25 protein-coding genes are annotated in these 16,867 nt (G+C 59.0%); 2 read left to right on the plus strand and 23 right to left on the minus strand.

What is annotated here, in order from left to right; translation table 11 throughout:
- Positions 1 to 25 precede the first annotated feature (25 nt).
- The 19 genes from K7H94_RS22820 to K7H94_RS22910 form a co-directional block, all read right to left on the minus strand.
- Positions 26 to 790, minus strand: a complete 765-nt coding sequence (locus K7H94_RS22820; RefSeq protein WP_222952456.1) for a hypothetical protein — start codon at positions 788 to 790, stop codon at positions 26 to 28.
- The gene (locus K7H94_RS22825) at positions 774 to 986 is read right to left on the minus strand and encodes a hypothetical protein (protein WP_222952457.1); all 213 of its coding nucleotides are present in this window, start codon (positions 984 to 986) and stop codon (positions 774 to 776) included. Before K7H94_RS22825 ends, K7H94_RS22820 begins: the two co-directional genes overlap by 17 nt.
- A 31-nt stretch (positions 987 to 1,017) precedes the next feature.
- Positions 1,018 to 1,500 (minus strand): hypothetical protein, encoded by a 483-nt coding sequence (locus K7H94_RS22830; RefSeq protein WP_222952458.1) that lies wholly within the window; start codon positions 1,498 to 1,500, stop codon positions 1,018 to 1,020.
- A 10-nt stretch (positions 1,501 to 1,510) separates the two neighbouring features.
- Positions 1,511 to 2,149, minus strand: a complete 639-nt coding sequence (locus tag K7H94_RS22835) for a hypothetical protein (RefSeq protein WP_222952459.1) — start codon at positions 2,147 to 2,149, stop codon at positions 1,511 to 1,513.
- Between the two features lie 49 nt (positions 2,150 to 2,198).
- Positions 2,199 to 2,483 (minus strand): hypothetical protein, encoded by a 285-nt coding sequence (locus tag K7H94_RS22840; RefSeq protein ID WP_088518010.1) that lies wholly within the window; start codon positions 2,481 to 2,483, stop codon positions 2,199 to 2,201.
- Entirely contained in the window at positions 2,480 to 3,103 is a 624-nt protein-coding gene (gene traW, locus K7H94_RS22845) for a type-F conjugative transfer system protein TraW (protein ID WP_127835201.1), read from the minus strand. Before traW ends, K7H94_RS22840 begins: the two co-directional genes overlap by 4 nt.
- On the minus strand, positions 3,100 to 3,546 hold the full coding sequence (trbI, locus tag K7H94_RS22850; protein WP_222952460.1) for a type-F conjugative transfer system protein TrbI: 447 nt from the start codon (positions 3,544 to 3,546) through the stop codon (positions 3,100 to 3,102). The genes traW and trbI overlap by 4 nt, the downstream gene beginning before the upstream one ends.
- Before the next feature lie 15 nt (positions 3,547 to 3,561).
- The gene (gene traC / locus K7H94_RS22855; protein WP_222952461.1) at positions 3,562 to 6,213 is read right to left on the minus strand and encodes a type IV secretion system protein TraC; all 2,652 of its coding nucleotides are present in this window, start codon (positions 6,211 to 6,213) and stop codon (positions 3,562 to 3,564) included.
- Complete coding sequence (locus K7H94_RS22860; protein WP_222952462.1) at positions 6,203 to 6,433, minus strand: hypothetical protein; 231 nt, start codon at positions 6,431 to 6,433, stop codon at positions 6,203 to 6,205. The genes traC and K7H94_RS22860 overlap by 11 nt, the downstream gene beginning before the upstream one ends.
- On the minus strand, positions 6,433 to 6,969 hold the full coding sequence (traV, locus tag K7H94_RS22865; RefSeq protein WP_222952463.1) for a type IV conjugative transfer system lipoprotein TraV: 537 nt from the start codon (positions 6,967 to 6,969) through the stop codon (positions 6,433 to 6,435). The genes K7H94_RS22860 and traV overlap by 1 nt, the downstream gene beginning before the upstream one ends.
- 102 nt (positions 6,970 to 7,071) lie before the next feature.
- Positions 7,072 to 7,443 (minus strand): hypothetical protein, encoded by a 372-nt coding sequence (locus K7H94_RS22870; protein ID WP_222952464.1) that lies wholly within the window; start codon positions 7,441 to 7,443, stop codon positions 7,072 to 7,074.
- A gap of 114 nt (positions 7,444 to 7,557) precedes the next feature.
- Entirely contained in the window at positions 7,558 to 7,737 is a 180-nt protein-coding gene (locus K7H94_RS22875) for a hypothetical protein (RefSeq protein ID WP_222952465.1), read from the minus strand.
- Positions 7,730 to 8,224, minus strand: coding sequence for a hypothetical protein (locus K7H94_RS22880; RefSeq protein WP_222952466.1), 495 nt, complete (start codon positions 8,222 to 8,224; stop codon positions 7,730 to 7,732). The genes K7H94_RS22875 and K7H94_RS22880 overlap by 8 nt, the downstream gene beginning before the upstream one ends.
- A complete protein-coding gene (gene rfaH / locus K7H94_RS22885; protein WP_141496857.1) occupies positions 8,221 to 8,733 on the minus strand; it encodes a transcription/translation regulatory transformer protein RfaH in 513 nt (170 codons plus the stop codon). Before rfaH ends, K7H94_RS22880 begins: the two co-directional genes overlap by 4 nt.
- 12 nt (positions 8,734 to 8,745) lie before the next feature.
- Positions 8,746 to 10,125, minus strand: a complete 1,380-nt coding sequence (traB, locus tag K7H94_RS22890; protein WP_222952467.1) for an F-type conjugal transfer pilus assembly protein TraB — start codon at positions 10,123 to 10,125, stop codon at positions 8,746 to 8,748.
- Complete coding sequence (gene traK, locus K7H94_RS22895; protein WP_222952468.1) at positions 10,122 to 10,856, minus strand: F-type conjugal transfer protein TraK; 735 nt, start codon at positions 10,854 to 10,856, stop codon at positions 10,122 to 10,124. Before traK ends, traB begins: the two co-directional genes overlap by 4 nt.
- A 4-nt stretch (positions 10,857 to 10,860) precedes the next feature.
- The gene (locus K7H94_RS22900) at positions 10,861 to 11,460 is read right to left on the minus strand and encodes a TraE/TraK family type IV conjugative transfer system protein (protein ID WP_141496854.1); all 600 of its coding nucleotides are present in this window, start codon (positions 11,458 to 11,460) and stop codon (positions 10,861 to 10,863) included.
- 44 nt (positions 11,461 to 11,504) lie between these two features.
- On the minus strand, positions 11,505 to 11,807 hold the full coding sequence (traL, locus tag K7H94_RS22905; RefSeq protein WP_222952469.1) for a type IV conjugative transfer system protein TraL: 303 nt from the start codon (positions 11,805 to 11,807) through the stop codon (positions 11,505 to 11,507).
- 6 nt (positions 11,808 to 11,813) lie between these two features.
- Positions 11,814 to 12,218: a conjugal transfer protein TraA gene (locus K7H94_RS22910; RefSeq protein WP_222952470.1), complete on the minus strand. Its 405-nt coding sequence runs from the start codon at positions 12,216 to 12,218 to the stop codon at positions 11,814 to 11,816.
- Between the two features lie 210 nt (positions 12,219 to 12,428).
- On the opposite strand from K7H94_RS22910, the gene K7H94_RS22915 reads away from it, so the two are divergent.
- Positions 12,429 to 13,034 (plus strand): hypothetical protein, encoded by a 606-nt coding sequence (locus tag K7H94_RS22915; RefSeq protein ID WP_222952471.1) that lies wholly within the window; start codon positions 12,429 to 12,431, stop codon positions 13,032 to 13,034.
- Between the two features lie 68 nt (positions 13,035 to 13,102).
- On the opposite strand, the gene K7H94_RS22920 is transcribed toward K7H94_RS22915, so the two are convergent.
- Both K7H94_RS22920 and K7H94_RS22925 read right to left on the minus strand, forming a co-directional pair.
- On the minus strand, positions 13,103 to 13,351 hold the full coding sequence (locus tag K7H94_RS22920) for a hypothetical protein (protein ID WP_222952472.1): 249 nt from the start codon (positions 13,349 to 13,351) through the stop codon (positions 13,103 to 13,105).
- A gap of 247 nt (positions 13,352 to 13,598) precedes the next feature.
- Positions 13,599 to 14,009 carry a relaxosome protein TraM gene (locus K7H94_RS22925; RefSeq protein WP_059012500.1) on the minus strand — a complete coding sequence of 137 codons (411 nt, stop codon included), beginning with the start codon at positions 14,007 to 14,009 and terminating at the stop codon, positions 13,599 to 13,601.
- Between the two features lie 615 nt (positions 14,010 to 14,624).
- On the opposite strand from K7H94_RS22925, the gene K7H94_RS22930 reads away from it, so the two are divergent.
- Positions 14,625 to 15,158, plus strand: a complete 534-nt coding sequence (locus K7H94_RS22930; protein ID WP_222952545.1) for a lytic transglycosylase domain-containing protein — start codon at positions 14,625 to 14,627, stop codon at positions 15,156 to 15,158.
- 22 nt (positions 15,159 to 15,180) lie between these two features.
- Here K7H94_RS22930 and K7H94_RS22935 read toward each other — a convergent pair whose 3' ends face one another.
- On the minus strand, positions 15,181 to 16,002 hold the full coding sequence (locus K7H94_RS22935; RefSeq protein WP_222952473.1) for a DUF932 domain-containing protein: 822 nt from the start codon (positions 16,000 to 16,002) through the stop codon (positions 15,181 to 15,183).
- A 56-nt stretch (positions 16,003 to 16,058) separates the two neighbouring features.
- Positions 16,059 to 16,373, minus strand: coding sequence for a hypothetical protein (locus K7H94_RS22940; protein WP_222952474.1), 315 nt, complete (start codon positions 16,371 to 16,373; stop codon positions 16,059 to 16,061).
- Between the last annotated feature and the right edge of the window lie 494 nt (positions 16,374 to 16,867).

The following is a 16,867-nucleotide window of genomic DNA, read 5'->3' on the forward strand; positions in this document are numbered from 1 at the left end:
GTTATGCCAGCGTCTGGGCGGTATTCTACGCTGCTTCACCCGTTAACGCCGGGTAAATGCACCAGGTCAGGCCAATCTCAGTGGTGATCCGTATCCCGGCGTAAGGGCCCTGAAATTCAATGTTGCCGTCCAGTTTGCCTAACAGCATTCCCAGCTGTCTACGCTGAGGCGGGTCACCGAAGGTCTGCATCATGACCGCAAGGTGGCTGCGGCCGGGGTCGGGCCGGAAATCATGAAACATCTCCAGCCAGGCACTGGCCGTGGCCATCCGGGTATTCTCAGAAAGGAATTTCCACAGCCCTCCCGGCCACGCGTGATGATCGCGACGGCATTCGCTCATTACCCACTGCGCGCCGTCTGTTTCTCCCCGGGTTTCCTTTAGCTGATGATATTTTACAGGGGCAGCCTGCAGTCTGCTAACCTTGTCCCGCAGAGCCTGATCCCAGTTATTGGTCCCGGGTGGCAGCAAGCATGTGAACTGCTCCCTGATGGCGTCCAGTGCGTGGTGCAGTAAAAGACGCTCAGGATCGGGCGGAGTGGAGATAATCAGCCGGTACTGGTGCACCGACTGTGCCGACAGTGCCAGCAGGCCATTCAGCAGCGGGCTGCCGGTATCAGCGAATCCGCCAGCTTCATTTATTTCATACACGGCATTGCCGCATTTCTCCTGCAGCCACTGTGCATACGCTTTCTCATAATCAGCCTTTCTGCCGGTCTGGTCCTGCCAGAACGCCAGCTGTTCCGCCGTCGGCGGCCAGAGCCGCGGCGACAGGTCAGGGTAAGTGTCCATCAGTCTGCATCCTGTTGTCAGGTTTAGGTTCATCAGTCGCCGTTACCGCCGCAAATGTGCGGAAGGCCCAGCCGCTGTCGTCATCATGCTTAACCCCGTCTGCGTCACCCATCTCCAGCCTGTCTGCTACATCCAGCAGATAAAGTGAAAGCGTCTCTGCGGAGATATGTCGGATGCCCTGCAGCAGGATGGCCACGCGTTCCAGACTATCTGGCATCCGGACGTATTTAAATCCGCGCCGCCACGCCCCCGGGCGGGTTTTGCTGCCGTGTCCGTCGATAAAAATTGACGGTTCCGTTTCGGTGACTCTTGAAGCGATGTGCCACATCAGGCCTGGCGCCCCCCCCCGCCTCAGTGAGGCAGTCACAGCTGAAATTCCCGGCGCCGTTCTTTGAAAGCTCACCAGCTGCTGCGCGCAGCGCTGCCGGAATGCCGCTTGTGAGCGATCCGGGCGGGCCGGACCACATCAGGCTTATCTGCGTCAGCGGCCACGCATGGCGAAACCACCTGTCGGTCACGCCGAGGCGCTGCAGCATCGCGTGATAATCCTGTTCGGCGTTTTCCAGGTCATTCCGGCGCAGGGGCTGTTCTTCAGGAGGAACCTCTTTGCTACCACGCGAACTTTCAAGAAGAAAGTTAACAAGATTAATTAACCCTCCCCCTGCCAGCACACCTATCAGGGACAAAACACCTATTTCGGTTTGCGTCATATTCCGCTCCTCACTTCGTTACCGCATCGTCAGGTAGCTGGTCTACCTCACGCCTGATGACATACCAGCCGGCCGCCTCTGCGCCCCGCTGGCACCAGTCCGCCCAGCTGCCCGCGTAACCGTCCTCCGCCGCCTGCAGCTGCAAATCTTCCAGCGCCGCTTCACTCCGCAGCGGCGTAATATGCTGCGAGCGCGCTTTCACAATTGCCCCGCCCGCACGGGCCCGCACGGCGTGCGGTAACGCCACTTTTGCCCGTGCATCGGTGCCGAAGGTGTAACCTTCCGCCTCAATAGCGGCTGCGAAAGCGGCCAGCAGCTGCTGCCAGTACGCGGTTTCCTCATGCGCAAGTGCACATGCAGCCATCGCCGGACTGCCGAACGGCGCCGGTACGGGCACTGACGTTCCGTGGCGAACGCTGAATGCATCACTCCGATCCGCCTGCTTTGCAGGGAACACCCTGCCCAGACGAACCATCACAACGGACAGCACCAGTAGCATAATGAATAAACCGACCGCGGGCAGATGATCCGTCAGGTCACCGAGTGCACGAATACTCGCCGGCGAAAGCGAAATTTCCGCGCGACACGCAGGCTCCGGCGCGGGAGCGCTCCAGACCGGCTGCACGGCTGGCGCTGCATTCTGCTGCATGGCGGAGACCTCTGAAGATTTCCAGTCATTAACCAGTCGCGGAAGCAATTCATTCTGCATGAGGCACCCCCGTCAGCACCGTCATGCCGTACTGACGCATGACCTCCCCCACGTCTTTGTCGGTGAGTGAGGCCAGTACGATGGCCGACCGGACCTCTCCGCTGCACGCCAGCAGCGTCTGCAGCGCCGCGCGCATAATCATCGACTCCGAGTACAGCGGGAACTCGGCGGTCATGCGGCGCAGCCCGGATTTGTCGTCGTCATCGAGGCGCACCTGTGCGACATGACGCTTTAACTTCTTCGGGGCCGTCTGCCCCCGTGCGTTGTGACTCATTTCAGCGCCACCTCCTCCACCTTCAGCATCCTGTCCGCGCGCGTGATGCGCACCGGCGTGTGCTCAAAGCCGAATTTTGTTGTTAACGTGCCGTACTGGTCGAAGTACACCGGCTCATCCAGCGCGATGCTGCTGTCGTGCACGTTACCGTTGACCAGAATGACCTTATAATTCTGCTGCCCGGCGAGCTGCGGCTTCAGCCACGCCATCTGCTGCGGGTTGTCGCCATCGATGAAATACAGCGTCTCGCTGAAGGCGACCTTATCCAGCGGGTTGACCCTGTCTCCCGCCCGGGCGATGACGTTGCCGCGCATGTCCCGGATGGTTTCCCGCACCGTGAAGGTCGGGTCATACAGGAATGCCCTGTCCGTTTTCGCCGGCGTCAGGCCGGCCACCGGCGCGGGCCTGACGGCGTGGGCCTTCACCCGCGCCTCGGCCTCGCGCTGCAGCCGGTCCAGCTCACCGCTGTCTTTCATGCCCTGCAGGCGCTGGCCGATAAAGGCCAGCAGATCGGGTTCGGCAATGGGAAACAGGTGGCCGATGGTGCCGAGCTCTTTCGCCTGCGCGGACCAGATAACCGCTGTGGCGAGCAGAGCAACCGCTGTGGTGAGCCGCTTCATGGCGTCGCCTGCATCTGGCGGGCGATATCGGCCTGAATCGCCGGCGTAATGTCGGTGACGCCGGCCACCACCGCGCCCTTCACCAGGATGACGCCGCCGTGCGCGGCCTGCCAGTCCGACAGGCTCGCGTCCAGCGCAGAGCCGAAGCGCTTCGTGAGCGCCGCCAGTCTCTCCTTATCCAGCGCAGACTGCGCGGTCTGCTGGCGGAAGGTGTCGATGGTGCCCTTCATGTCAAACACCACGTAGTCGGGCTGTACGGCCTGCGCAACCAGCGCGCTGACGCCGGCGCTGAGCGTGATGACCAGCGCGGCAAACACGGCCAGCCGGACGCTACGACGGTGCAGCAGGCCGGAAACGCGCTTCACGGTTACGCCCTCACGCAATGGCTGCGCGTCCGGCGTTTCGCCCTCTTCAGCGGATAAGGCATGGATATCTTCCTGCATCGTTGATTCCTCTTTTTATACGGGGGCCAGGCCGGCCCAGCGCTCCAGCTCCTGCATCTCGGCCTGATACATGTGCGGCTCGCTGGCCAGCAGGTACGCGGCTTCCTCGCTGGTTGCGCCGGCCTTCTGCGCCTCGGTCATCCACTCGTAGTCCTCACCCGTGGTGCTGAACATCGCGCGCGTGACCGGATCGACAAATACCCGGTAAAACGAACTCTGCTCGCCCATTGAGATCATCACGGAGCTGAAACCCGTCAGGCGGGCTTTGGCAAAGCCGCGGATAATCTGCGTTTCCATCTCGGTAAACTGATCCGGACTGGCGTTGAGGTAGGTCTTGAAGGCCTTCGCATCCTGCAGCAGCGTGATTTTGGTTCCGCTGTTGTCCCAGGCAGCGGCAGCGGCAGACGGTGCCGGCTTGTCGGGCAGGCCGGTGAAGTCCTTGATGCCCTGCGTGATGGTAATGAACGCGCCGCGGTGGCGACGTACCGTGCGGTAGCCGGTTTCGATAAAGCGCGCGGCGTGCGGGTTCTGTCCGCTGAACAGGCGCCAGGCCTCGTCGATGATGGCGAGCTTCTTGAGGCTGCGCGGTGAGTGGTACATCTTTTCCTGAATCGCCAGGATCAGCGAGTACAGTACCGCGGACAGCAGCTGCGGGCGGCTTTCCAGGCTCAGCAGCTCCAGCACCGTGAAGCGCGTTTCTCCGTCAAGCGTCGGGTTATCCGAGTTAAAGTACTCCCCGTCGCTGCCCCAGGTGCACCAGCGGTCCAGCAGCAGCACCAGCTCGTTGATGCGGTTGATGATGGTGGGTTGCTCTCCGTATTCCTTTCTGACGGCATCCGACTTGAGATACCCCACGACGTCGTCTATGCGCGCTTTGTTCTTGCGCGCCGCATACGCCGCCACCACGGCCTTCTGCAGAATGGCTTCACTGACCTCATCCAGCTTCCCTTCGGGGCTGGCCAGCACGGCCATCAGGCCAGCGATCCCCTCTACTGACTCCTTCAGGCTGAGATCGGTCAGATTGGCAAACGGATTAAAGCGCAGCGTGGCACCGTCCAGGTACGCGCCACCCGCCTGACGGCAGTAGTTTTTGTAACTGCCCCCCATGTCGATAACCCAGGCAAACCCCTGCGCATTCAGGACCTCACGCAGGATCCCCTGTATCAGGAAGCTTTTGCCCGCGCCCGACGTTCCCGTCACGCCGATGTTAAAGTTGGTCGAACCGTTTTCCTCATCGAACATGTCAAAAAAGGCCAGCTGGTTGCGGTAGGTGGCCAGCGGTATGCCCCTCGGCGACATCTGACGCTCGGCAACTACCGGCATCAGGTTCACGGCGTTAAAACTTTTGCAGCGCAGGGTGGCGTTCATGTGCTTCATGTCGTCCCACAGCCCCTCCTGCATCACGAACGGCAGCGAGGTCAGCCAGTTGCGCAGCTGCTGATAGCGGGGTGCGGACATCTCCAGGTCATTTTTACGGAACACGTTGATGGCCGAGAGCTCACAGCGCTGCTGCCCGCTGTCGCTGTCGGGCGTGAACAGCGTCAGGTTAAGGTTGAAGCTGCACATGGCAATTTCGTTGCTGGCAAGCCCCATGCGCAGGTCGCGCCACTCCTCGTAGGTGCGCTGCGTGTTGGGGAACAGCTTGCCGTAGGAGGAGTTGGCCTTCTTGCCCATGTCCTGCTCCTTACGGAACGCCTCGTTCTGGCTGCTGACCTGTTCTTCCACACAGATGGTCCAGCTCAGCAGGAACGGACAGGGGATGCCGAGATCGGGAAAGCGCATGTTCTGCAGGTTGTCGGCTGCCTGCCAGAGCGCGAACTGCTTCGGCACCTTAGTCAGCTGCATGTTCACGATGCGCGTGCTGGCCACCGTGGACGCAGCGCCCTCCTCTACGGCTCTGTCACCGGCTTTTGTGGAGGTGGTCAGCCGCAGGTAATCCGGGTGCACCTCCATTTCTGTACTGGTGTCCACGCACTGGCGGTGCAGCTCCTGCTCCGGGTTCCAGTGCTCGCTGGCCGTACTGACCTGGCCGGGGCGGTAGTTCAGCTGCTCGCGGATGATCGACAGAAACTCCGACGCGCCCACCCGTCGCGTATCCATTGACGCGGACATCAGGGACACGCGGACGGTCTCCCGAAGTTGTGCCACCTCGTCCATCGATTTAAGGCCGCCGGTGCCGGGGTGCGCATACACCAGAAACACGCGGTAGTTGCGCAGGTAGAGCGGATATTCTCGCTCGTTGGCCAGCCCCTTCAGGGCCGATCGTTCCCAGTAGGCTTTGGTGATGGCATTGAGCTGCGGCGCCATGTCGCCCTTCCACATGTCACGGCTCAGCCCGTTCTCCAGCATGTCACCCACGCATTTGCTGGCCACCATCAGCACCGTGACCGGCGTCCTGCGCGGGAGCTTTTTGCGCATCAGGTCGTCCAGCGCCTGCACCACCTGCTGGTTGGCGCCGGCGAGCGGTGCCACCTCCAGCATAAAGCCTACCGAGCGGGTATTAATGAAGAGTTCCGATTTTTCGTCGAACTCGCGCCACGGCAGCAGGCTGGTCAGTGAGGGGTAGCTGAAGCTTTCCTGCAGCTTCTGGCGGGCAAGCTTTGCCCCGCCCTCGTCCCGGCTGCTGTTCATAATGCCGGCGAGGTGATCGATAACGTTACTGAGCATGCTGAACTCCTGCGTAAGGTGCGCGTAGCACTGTGTTCATCACATCCCGTAACAGCAGGCTTTTGCCTGCGCCGGTGTCGGCGCAGATGAAAATATGCCCCGATGAAACATCAGCCCGCAGCATACTGATACCGGGCCAGGGCCGGTGATGCAGCGCGGCCGCAGACGATGCGGGCACCCGCTGCGCATGCGCGGAACGGAAAGAAAAGCTTTTTTTCATTACTCCCCCTCGCTGATAACCCGGAAATCTTCGTCCCAGCGTGATTTCTGCTTCACGAATTCCACCACGGCGGGCTGATGGAAGCTGTCCTGCTCGTCGACCCACGGCGCGATCCACAGGCGCTGCGTCGCGTCAGGAATGCGGCGGGCGTCTACCTGTCCCGGTCCGCTGTAATCACCCGGCACCACCGGTGTTGCTGCGCGAACCGGCACCGTGGATGCCCGGAGACTGTCTGCGCTCAGCGCCTGCCCGGAGACAGGACGGGGAGTCAGCGTCGCCACGCTCACGGGGCGGTAAGGATTAACGGCGGGCTTCACATTGCCGGGCGTCGCCAGCGCCTCAGCGGCAGGCTTTGGGCCGGCCTCCTTCTGCGCGGTCAGGTCGTCGAGGCTTTTGCCTTTTGATGCCAGTTTGCTGGCGTCAGACATCGACAGGCACTGGTCGGTGGCGGTTTTGTTGCAGTCAAAGTCAGAGTTCATGCCGGCGCAGCCGGTGAGCGCGGCGCACAGTAGTGCGCACGCAAAGATTTTTTGCATGGGAATATCCTCAGTGGCGGCCGGGCCGCAGCGGTATTAAAAATGAGTGTGCGGGTTAATCGGATGGTGCGGGTTGCCCTGGTGAAGGCACAGAAAACAGGTTCAGCCGGTATGTTTACCTTTCATGAAGGCGTTGACCGTCAGCAGATCCTTGAGCGCATCCTCGCTCATAATACGATGGCTGCTGGCAGCGGATACGTCTTTTACCGGTGCTTTTATGCGCGCCCAGACATCTGCGCGCGGTGTGCCCGGTGAAACCTGGCGGATGACGTCAGCAATGTACGCCGCCAGCCGCTCAATCGTGACGTCCGTGAGTGCGGGTACGTGACCGGAGTTCTCTGCCAGCGGGCGAATTGCCGCATCCGGAACCGGTCGGGTATTAAGTCTTTCAAGCCGGAACACCATATTGCCGGCGGGATGCGTCACGCGGATGAGCAGCGCTTCCGGCGGGGTGACTGTTTTATCAGGATCCATAGGCACCTCAGATTAAGCGATAAGGTTAAAGAACAAAGCCGGAAAGGTGGAGCAGCAGCGCCGCACTGGCCAGACAGGTGCTGGCGGCACTCGCGATGGCCAGCCGCTGGAAGCTCAGCTGCATATGGCCTCCGTCTGAGTACTGTCCGCGGCCAGACGGTGCTGAATCACCTCGATTTCGGTGAGCAGCGCCGCGAGCCTGCAGCTGCTGGCCTGCGTCTTCCACGCTTTACGGTAGCGGAGCTGCAGCGCGCAGAGCCGGATACGCTGCTCCCGGCGGGTGCGTTTATTCATGATGGCTCCTGCAGTCAGATTCCCCGCGCTCATCCCGTTCACGCTCAGTGAAAGCAAAGGTCCGACGCCGGGCGGGCGTCGTGAAGGTCTGCATCTCTTTATCAAGCCAGCAGGCAAGCATGGGGACCGAAATAAATCCTGCCTCAACCACCACCTGCTGCAGTTCACGCCAGGCCGTGACGTCCCGATAGGGATAGACCGCCAGCCTTCGGGCAATCAGGTCCTGCCAGTTAAGCGGCTCCCGCAGCCGCATGACAACGGCGGCAGCCGCAACAACGGCGGGCAGCACCATCAGCCAGCCGGCCCAGACCCGCCCATGATAAGAGTAATCGCCCCAGAGCACGGCCAGTACCGCCAATGACAGTATGCAGACAACCAGCGTGTCGGCATAAGGCAAATGGCCGTGCTTCCAGCTGGCCACCATGACCCGTATCTCTCCCAGCTGACGGCGCCGGCGTTTTTCATCGGATAAGCGTGTCCTGATCATGCCGCCTCCCCGCGCGCGGTAATGTGAAAGCGCATATGGCTTTCTACCGGCACGCGCACCTGGCGGTTCATCAGGGTCAAAAGCAGAATGGCGCGTTTTGTACCATCCGGTTCACACCACACCGCCTCCAGCCCCTCGAATGCCCCGTCCTCAATCATCACGCGGTCACCGTTCACCGGCGCGTCCGTGGTAAGCGGCACGCCCTCCCAGCCGGCCTCCAGCTGCGCGATGACGCGGTCGGGCACCACCGCTGGCAGGCCGCCAAAGCTGATGAGCGTGGAAATTCCCCGCGTGCCCTTGATGGCGGTGGTGTGCACCACCTCCGGATCGAAGCGCACGAACAGGTAGCCCGGAAAGAGCGGCTGCGGCGTCACGCCGCGCACCCTGCCGTTGCGCAGCCGGACGCGGGAAAACACCGGCAGCAGGCAGGTGACGCCCTGACCCTGCAGCTGTTGACAGGCGTACTTCTCCTGCGCCCACTTTGTCTGTGCTACGTACCAGTTTTCCATCGCTCACTCCTGTCAGTTAATGGTGTCGCCGAGGCGCAGCTGGCTGGCCTGACGAAGAACTTCATCGGGGTTTAACACCGGCGCGCTGTTGCCGCCGCCGGTGCTGACCGGCTGGTTCGCTGCGGTCTGCTGCACTACCGGCTGCGGTGCCTCTTTCTGTGCCTTTTCGGCATCAGCGTCTTCTATGGTTTCCAGCCTGAAGCCCTTCTGGAACACCACGGTCACGGCGTTGCCGGCACCGATATCAATCACCGGGTGGTACTGCTCGGCGCGCTTAATCCAGTACTGGCTCAGCGTGTCCGCCGCCTTGCTGGCGCCGCCGCCGAAGCCCTGTTTAAGAATGTCACCGGCACCGACAGAGGCACTTGCACCGAGTCCTACCGTCGGCGTGGCGGCAGACTTGATGCCCTCGCCGAAGCCCGACAGCAGGCCGGCCGCGCCGGCGTTGGCGATGATGGCACCGTTACGCATCACAGGCTTACCGCGGATGCCTACCTTGCCCTGGAAGGACACGTGACCGTCGAACGGCATGTCGATATGCTTGCCGTTCTTCAGGATGCAGCTGATGTTATGGGTGCGCACCTCGCCGCGCTCGCTGGAGATATCGCCGTACATCTCTCCGGTGACGCGGCACTGGTCCATGTTCCAGGTCTTGCCGTTGGGCATGGAGACGTCACCAAGCAGGGTAATGACCACCGGCGAGGTGTTCTGCTGACCGGTCACACTGGCGTTGGCGTCAGCGCCCTCAATCATCACCGCCTCAGAGAAGGAGCCGGAGGGGATCCAGGGCAGCTTCGTCTTTTTGTCGGTGAGCGCGGCGTAAGTGAAGGTGTCGCGGCTCAGACCGCCCGGGCGCACCGTGCCGGCGCCGGGGTAGAACCCCTGCCCCTGCGCGGGATAGAACTGACTGCCCTGCCCGGCAGCCGGTCCGCCGCCGGGATTGCTGATGCTCCACTGCGCCGGACCGGACTGCCCGGCCGGGACGGGGCCATTCGCAGGTGAAGTGCTGGCTGGCTGCGGGGCGGCAGGCGCCTTACTCCCCTGCGCCTGCTGCGTCTGCAGCTGCGTGATGGCGTCGGCCATTGTGCTGAGCTGCTTTTTGAGCTCGTCGTTCTGGCTTTTAAGCGTGCTGGTCAGCGTACCGAGGTCGCGCTCAAGCCCCGCAGTCTTGTTCTGCTGCTGCTGCAGCGCCGCAGTGGCCACGCCATCGGTAAAGGAGGTGTTTATCAGGCCGCCGGTCAGGTTCGGCGCGGTCTTAGGTGCGGGCTTGTTCAGCTCCGCCTGATGGTGCGAGTACGCCCAGATGCCGCCGCCCACCGCCAGCATGACCGCGGCGGAGACGCCGGCAATCACCCACTGTCGGCGGCGCGTGGCGGTATTGATGTTGCTCATGAGCCGCCCTCCGCGTCAGTGGAGAAAATCACCCACACGAAGCCCTCGCCGTTTGCATAAAGCGTGCGGGTTGAAAGCATCACCGCGCGCACGCCCTTCTGCCAGAACTGCTTTTCGCTGAGCGCCCGCGTCACGTAGCCGGTGTTTTTCATGCGATAGCGCATCACGCGCAGGTGCGAGCCGGCCAGCTGGCGCTCCGGCGTCAGCTGCACGCCCGCGAGCGGGTTATACGCCGGGCCGCGCGAGGCTTTCACCTCGGTGTAGTTCTCCGGTACGTCGCCGTTCACGATGCTGCGGGCAATGCTCACCAGCGTTTTCTGGAAGGGCTGGCTTTCCTCCCACACCTTCGCGTCCGGGTTGGGCTTCAGCGGCACGTCCGCCGGAATCAGGTGCAGCGTGCGGCCGTTGCCGGGTCTGGGCGAGATATCTATCGACACGCCGACGCCGCCAGCGGTTTCCAGGAAGATGGTGAAGTCCTGCCCGGTCAGCGGCGTAATCAGCAGCGCGCCGTCGGCGGTGTTGTCCTTTGTATAGGCGTTTTGCGGCCCGGTGATGCCGGTGATCAGCTCGCCGTCAATGATGATTTTATTCGGGCTCGTATTGCTCATCTGCGCCTTCAGGTGCGCGTTGTTTTCAAACATTGTTCCGGCCGGGCCGGGCACCGCGGCCTGTGCGGCGGGCAGCAGCGCCAGCGCGCCGGCCACGGCGATGGCGGAAAGGGTCATTTTCATGGGGTCAGTCCTGTTGCGGGCGGCGTTCAGGTTGGGTCCAGGGCACCTCGGGGAAGGCCGTCAGGCGGATAAGGCCGTCCACGTAGTGCACGCTGAGCCGGTAGGCTTTATGCGAATCCGGAAGTGATATCTTCAGGTTGCCGTTGGTGGTGCTGGCGCTCAGCGTGCCCTGCGCAATGACGTCGCCGGTGGTGGTGTCGGTCATTTCGTCATCGATGCGGAACACGGAGGAGACGCCGTTCTTTTTGATGTACTCAGCTTCGGCGGCGAGCTGCTTTTTCAGGTCGTCACGGTATTCAGCGGGAACGAAGCGCAGCAGGGCGGCGTGCTGGCTGTCCACAGTTTCCGGCGTGACGGACAGGCGCAGGTTAATGAAAGAGCGCACCAGCATGCCGTTTAAGGCCGCGTCTCCGGAGGCGGAACCGGAGGTGAACGGGCGGTCAAACATCATTGGGGTAGTGATGGTCCTCTGCGTTTTCGCAAAGTGCCACGCCAGCGCGCCGGTGACGACGGTGCTGGCAGCGAGAATAAACACGAGCAGCGAAAGCGCGCACAGGGCCAGAATGATTACCCGGTTGCGCCCCTCCCGGACCTGATACTTCATAGCGTTATCCTTTTAATAAGCGCCACCCGAAGGCGGCGCGCGGGTTACTGCATCCAGTGCCGGTTACCCGAGTCGGGCACGCGGCGGAACTGCAGCCGGAGCAGCGAGGTGGGCAGGTACCAGTAAAGAAGGTTCATGAGCCACCAGGTGCCCTGCCCCTTCTTCAGGTGGCGGACCAGCAGCCAGAGCGCGGCGGCCACAATGAGCATGATGATGAACATGTCGCAGAGCAGGCCGATGCCGGCGCACGCAAGGATGAGCACGGCCTCCTCTGTGGGGAGTCCGATAAGGCGTTTCTGCTCATTGAGGGTTTCCGGGAACTGGTACTGAAGCGATTCCCTGTCCATACGGGATTAGCCGGCCAGGGAGAAGAGCGTGCGGGTAACAACAACAAGAAAAGCCAGGCCGCCCACGAACAGCGCCGGGTTACGGGTTTTGATGAAGGTGATAATGGAAATGACGACTTCGGCCATGTACAGCCCCCACTCAACGGTGCTGCCGTGACCAAACGTATCTTTGGCGTCCTGCTTCTGGCCGGACAGCAGGTCCTCTGCGCGCACCAGGTGCGGCAGCGCGAGGGCCAGCACGACCAGCGCCAGCAGCAGTACGTTCGCACGGTGGCGATAACCGTATGCATACATCTGGCTAAAGGCGCGGCGGGTGATGCCGATAAGTCCCTCTGGCGCCGCCCCGCTTAGCGTCGCGCAGGCTTCCGCAGACCCCTGCACCGGTGCAGGGTGTGAAATGACAACTTTCATGTATAAAACCCTCGATTTGAGTTAAAGAAATGTCAGTGTGCGTAAACAGACGTAACGCGCCGTAAGTGTACATTTTCTCAAAAAAAAAAAATCTGTGACGCGCGTCACACTTTTAAAGTCTCTCACGCTCCGTTTTAGGATTATTCCTGAAAGGGCGTGGCGTACGCTTGCTGCCTGTCCAGGGTGAGCCTCGTAGGGAGGTGATAACGCATGAAAGTAAAAGAAAAGATGGCCGACGGTCGCGGACGACCACGGAAATATGCCCGCGGGGAAATGCAGTACAGGAAACTGTGGTTACCGGAGAACCTGCTGATGGAATTACGCGTGGCGGCACGCGTCCGTCGGTATACCACCAACGACGAAATCATCAGCCGGTTAATTACGTCGATGCAGTTTTCTCCGCGGCGTCACGTGATTAAAACCGACGAGGGACAGCGGCTGGTTGCGCTGGCCAGGATGTTCGATGAGTTTATTCAGTCCCGTCTGGATATTATCCGGGAAAAATGCAGGAATGATGAAGACAAAAATACAGATAAAAAAACGTTCACTCCGGGAAAAAGCAAGGCCTTCAGCAGCAGCTTTCCGGAGAATCTGCGCCGGGACATGGAAATCAGCGCGCGGTTTAACCGCCGCAGCGTGAACATGGAAATACAGGTGCGCCTGCTGGATTCGCTCAATTACTTAACGGAGCAGCAGCTGCCGGAGAATGAGGAGGTAAGACGGCTGCGCGAACTGGCTATTTTATTTGACGAGTTCATTCTGGAAAAAGTCGTGGTGGCGGAGAATCCGATAGCGGGAAAAGATGCCGGGTCGTAACGGGAAAAACCGGCGAGTCATAACAACCTTAAATGAGATATTTTAAATTTAAAATCTCATAATTATTTTCACTTCTTACTAACCGGAAGGGTGCCGCCAGCCGCTTCATTAAAACAGACGGCACCCGGCCAGTGGTTCAGACCAGTTAAAAGAAATTCAGCGCCATTATTCATCTGAGCATTTATGAAACTGCTTAATTCCCACTGATGGTAAACACATGCCGGGCATTTATCTTCGCCTGAATGAAGGTAACTGAATGATGCTATCCCCTGCATCATTAATAAATAGAGTTCACATCCTGACCACATCTGAAACACACAAACTTATTCCGTGGCAGGTAATTTCCCCCATTCTTCAGGCGCTCTCTGTATGCCATACCGGGTGCTGACTGCCACCCGGATTAAAACGGGATGCCCGGAGCGCGCGCAGGGGATAAGGATACATTTGTTTTTTCTCCCCCCGCTACGTTCAGCAGCATTCTGAGGGGAAACTTAAACTATTTAATACTTCTTCCTGACCCTTGCCGTTTATCAATAAGTTTTAAGACTGTTACGCATAACGATGTCAGGCGTCAGCATGACCGCTCTCTTCATGCCGGACAAAATGCCGGTTATCGGCATCGCTTTCAGAACTGTCAATTTCAGCCAGGTACTGGCTCAGCAGCGTGTCTATGCGCTCGGTTCCGCCTCCTCCTGTTGCGTTAACATACAGTTCTGTCATCATGGTCAGTAATATCATAATGCCTTCTTTGCTGCCGCTGACTTTTCTGATGAGTTCGCGGTTAAATTCTTTCTGATTGAAGGTGTCCTCTTTGTTTTTGGCCTTATGCATAATCAGACCAAGCCGTAATAATTCATTGCACGTTGATGACAGGCTGACTTCGGCCGGGCTGGCCCCGTTCTGAATGTCCAGAAGATAAATATCCCTGATTTCCTTCTCAATTTTATCTTTGACGTAAATGCCCATTCTGCCCATTATCTTTTCTCCTGAGTGGCTTAATTAACCACCGTCATATTTTCTTTAGCGTTTCGTGCTGAGGCCGGCTTAACTGCACTATCAGACGATACCAGCACTGAGTGTGCACTTTGCTCTGGAATTCTGATTTATACAGGTAGTCGTTACCGACACCATCATATCGTAGAGTGTGACACTGTACGACATACAATACACTGATTAAAAATCACATCTACATTCCTACGATACTGTATCGCAGGAACCTACGACAACATGTAGTAGGAACCGACGATACACTATCGTAGCTTACGACACCATTGTGTCGTCGTTTCCTACGACAAAACAGGCACATACACCTCGCAAATAATCAACAGGGCCTCATAACACAATGAATTTAAACATAAAAACAGCAAGATAAAATCTTGCGTAGGGTGTGATGGAATTATATATCTCAAGAGCGGCTTGTTAAATAACGCTATCTTCCTGAATTCTTTATATCCCTGACGATGTTCATCACCTGCCCGTCAGCGCACCGTGCGCGTCTGTAACGAATTATCTTGCATCAGACGATCTGAGCGCGTATTTTTCACACGAACCCGCCTGGCGCTTTATGTGCATGTACGTGAGACAATAAGAATGAAATGGTTTGCAGCTTTCGGGCTTGCCGCTGTATTCAGCGTGCAGGCCACGCCGGAAATGTGTTTCACCAAAGCCGGTCAGGATTTCGGCATTGATCCGCGCCTGCTGATGGCACATTCAATACAGGAGTCGCGCATGCGTAATAACGCCCTGAACACGAAAAGCAGCGGCGGAACGCACGACGTCTGTAATATGCAGATTAACAGCTCTCACTTTAATCAGCTGAAAAGATTTGATATTACGCGGGAAAGGTTGCTTAAGGATCCGTGCATCTGCATTTACACCGGCGCGTGGATCGAGGCGCGCAACTTCAGGCAGTACGGCAGGAACTGGGACAGCGTCGGGATGTATAACACCGGCCCCAGTCCGAAGCTGATAAAACAGCGACGTGAATATGCGGCCATTATAAAAAGTATTTACCGCGTGCTGATCGCCCGCGATGAAGTTTACGCCGCCATGTCACAACAGAATAAAAAAACGCCCGCGCCGGAAACCTTTCTCAGCGCGGACGTCAGCACCGCATCACAATAACCCCGGCAACCGGGGTTAAACATTACGACTTCAGTTTTGCGAACTCTTCAGCCATTTTCCACAGCGCCTGATTCAGCTTAATATCGCCATCAATACCCGTTACCGGGCGCGTGGTGGTTCTTTTTCCCTTCGCCGTTCTGCCGGTGACGCCGCCCTTGATCAGGTTTTCCTGCACGATATTAAACGCGGTCCATAAGTCGGTGCCTTTGTCATACCAGGCGCGCGGCTGAATAATCCGCTCGGCTGATACCGGCGGCTCTTTTCCATCATACTTATATTCCAGCGCCAGCTGACCCAGCAGGCGGCGTTCTTCATTGTTAACCTGAATCCCTTTCATGATGTCGATGTTATTTTCGACCTTGTCGAATACGCCCAGTACTTCATAAGCGCCCTCAATAACCTGCGACACGATATCGCCTTTATGCGGCACGCTGATTTCACCGAATGATTTCCAGCATACCAGGCCGTTGCTGCACACCTGCCGGAAAATACCGGGGATCATTTTATAACTGCTGGAGCCGTCGTGGCTGTTCAGTAATACAATTTCCGGCACTTCCCCGCCGCCGTTATTATTTCCCCGGCGCAGGCGGATCATGTGTTTGGTAAAGTCGCGGCGCTCCGGGTCGCGCACTCGGGACTGGCTCGCAAAATAAGGCTGAAAGCCTTCCTCGCGCAGTTTATCCAGCAGTGTAACGGTCGGAATATAGGTATAACGGTCTGAGCGCGAGTCATGTTTCTCTTCGGAAAATGCGCTCGGCACGACGCGCATTAATTCGTCATTGCTCAGCGGGTGATTTTTACGTACGGAGGTCGGGGCAGCGTAGCGGGTAGCAAAACGGACCATAATCAGATTCCTTATATTGAGAAAGAGGGTGAAATAAATCTGTTTACTGACCGGGATCAGTTCCCGGCCACAGCGGCGGCGTAATACTCCCGGACGACCACAAATCCGGTATCGTATTCCTGGACGGCTGCGGGATAGCCTTTGTGGACATAAATCTTCAGGGCTTCCGGCTCCGGGGTGGGCTCCTCAATCAGCACCAATCCGGCCAGTACGGCACTGTGTACGCCTGCCACGCCGGTAAACTCCCCGTTCGCACGGATCCAGCGGTACAGGTCCGCAAACTGAGCCGGGCTCAGGTCGATGCTTTCCTGTCCTTTCACCCATGTTTCGGTAGATTCGGCAGCGGCGGTTTTGACGTTCTGTGTGTTCATGCTGGTTCTCCTGTTGTCGGTTGCTGAAACCATGTTTCGGTGAGTTCGTTGCGGCGAAGGGCAAAGGAGCAACGACGAAGAGAGGGCATAAAGGGGCGACGACGAAAAGTTTTTGCGGCACCAGGCAAAAAGTTTTTGGCGGCGTGCACTTCACCCCTTTCTGCCTGAACCGGCGGTGCTACGACCGCCCTCCGCAACGGACTGGCCGTAACATGCGCAGACGGGGGCGGGATGAGCAGGAATGCACCCCGGACGGCTTTGCCGGTCCGGGCCTCAGCGGCCACGGCTTTTCGTGGCCAGTGAACGCGCGGGCGCGAGCCCGCTGCAGGGGTTGACCTCAGCCATCAGACCCTAGCCGCAGGCCCGGAACGCGGTCCCTCGCGGTCCGGCGGAGCTTGCCGGCTCTGCCGGTTAGCGGAGTAGGGCTCGACGACCCGGCTTGCCGGGGAGCCGAAGGGGGCCATGGCCCGTGACGTGTGGGTGTGTATTATTTC

Source organism: Pantoea dispersa (assembly GCF_019890955.1).
Taxonomy (GTDB): domain Bacteria; phylum Pseudomonadota; class Gammaproteobacteria; order Enterobacterales; family Enterobacteriaceae; genus Pantoea; species Pantoea dispersa.

Excerpts from the sequence above, each read along its gene's own strand:
- K7H94_RS22820 (WP_222952456.1), bottom strand. The coding sequence starts at position 790 with ATGGACACTTACCCTGACCTGTCGCCGCGGCTCTGGCCGCCGACGGCG.
- K7H94_RS22940 (WP_222952474.1), bottom strand. The coding sequence starts at position 16,373 with ATGAACACACAGAACGTCAAAACCGCCGCTGCCGAATCTACCGAAACA.
- K7H94_RS22870 (WP_222952464.1), bottom strand. The coding sequence starts at position 7,443 with ATGGATCCTGATAAAACAGTCACCCCGCCGGAAGCGCTGCTCATCCGC.
- rfaH (WP_141496857.1), bottom strand. The coding sequence starts at position 8,733 with ATGGAAAACTGGTACGTAGCACAGACAAAGTGGGCGCAGGAGAAGTAC.
- trbI (WP_222952460.1), bottom strand. The coding sequence starts at position 3,546 with ATGCAGGAAGATATCCATGCCTTATCCGCTGAAGAGGGCGAAACGCCG.
- K7H94_RS22910 (WP_222952470.1), bottom strand. The coding sequence starts at position 12,218 with ATGAAAGTTGTCATTTCACACCCTGCACCGGTGCAGGGGTCTGCGGAA.
- K7H94_RS22925 (WP_059012500.1), bottom strand. The coding sequence starts at position 14,009 with ATGGGCAGAATGGGCATTTACGTCAAAGATAAAATTGAGAAGGAAATC.
- K7H94_RS22930 (WP_222952545.1), top strand. The coding sequence starts at position 14,625 with ATGAAATGGTTTGCAGCTTTCGGGCTTGCCGCTGTATTCAGCGTGCAG.
- K7H94_RS22935 (WP_222952473.1), bottom strand. The coding sequence starts at position 16,002 with ATGGTCCGTTTTGCTACCCGCTACGCTGCCCCGACCTCCGTACGTAAA.
- traB (WP_222952467.1), bottom strand. The coding sequence starts at position 10,125 with ATGAGCAACATCAATACCGCCACGCGCCGCCGACAGTGGGTGATTGCC.
- traC (WP_222952461.1), bottom strand. The coding sequence starts at position 6,213 with ATGCTCAGTAACGTTATCGATCACCTCGCCGGCATTATGAACAGCAGC.
- traV (WP_222952463.1), bottom strand. The coding sequence starts at position 6,969 with ATGCAAAAAATCTTTGCGTGCGCACTACTGTGCGCCGCGCTCACCGGC.
- traW (WP_127835201.1), bottom strand. The coding sequence starts at position 3,103 with ATGAAGCGGCTCACCACAGCGGTTGCTCTGCTCGCCACAGCGGTTATC.
- K7H94_RS22880 (WP_222952466.1), bottom strand. The coding sequence starts at position 8,224 with ATGATCAGGACACGCTTATCCGATGAAAAACGCCGGCGCCGTCAGCTG.
- K7H94_RS22830 (WP_222952458.1), bottom strand. The coding sequence starts at position 1,500 with ATGACGCAAACCGAAATAGGTGTTTTGTCCCTGATAGGTGTGCTGGCA.
- traK (WP_222952468.1), bottom strand. The coding sequence starts at position 10,856 with ATGAAAATGACCCTTTCCGCCATCGCCGTGGCCGGCGCGCTGGCGCTG.
- K7H94_RS22900 (WP_141496854.1), bottom strand. The coding sequence starts at position 11,460 with ATGAAGTATCAGGTCCGGGAGGGGCGCAACCGGGTAATCATTCTGGCC.
- K7H94_RS22860 (WP_222952462.1), bottom strand. The coding sequence starts at position 6,433 with ATGAAAAAAAGCTTTTCTTTCCGTTCCGCGCATGCGCAGCGGGTGCCC.
- K7H94_RS22835 (WP_222952459.1), bottom strand. The coding sequence starts at position 2,149 with ATGCAGCAGAATGCAGCGCCAGCCGTGCAGCCGGTCTGGAGCGCTCCC.
- K7H94_RS22875 (WP_222952465.1), bottom strand. The coding sequence starts at position 7,737 with ATGAATAAACGCACCCGCCGGGAGCAGCGTATCCGGCTCTGCGCGCTG.
- traL (WP_222952469.1), bottom strand. The coding sequence starts at position 11,807 with ATGGACAGGGAATCGCTTCAGTACCAGTTCCCGGAAACCCTCAATGAG.
- K7H94_RS22840 (WP_088518010.1), bottom strand. The coding sequence starts at position 2,483 with ATGAGTCACAACGCACGGGGGCAGACGGCCCCGAAGAAGTTAAAGCGT.
- K7H94_RS22915 (WP_222952471.1), top strand. The coding sequence starts at position 12,429 with ATGAAAGTAAAAGAAAAGATGGCCGACGGTCGCGGACGACCACGGAAA.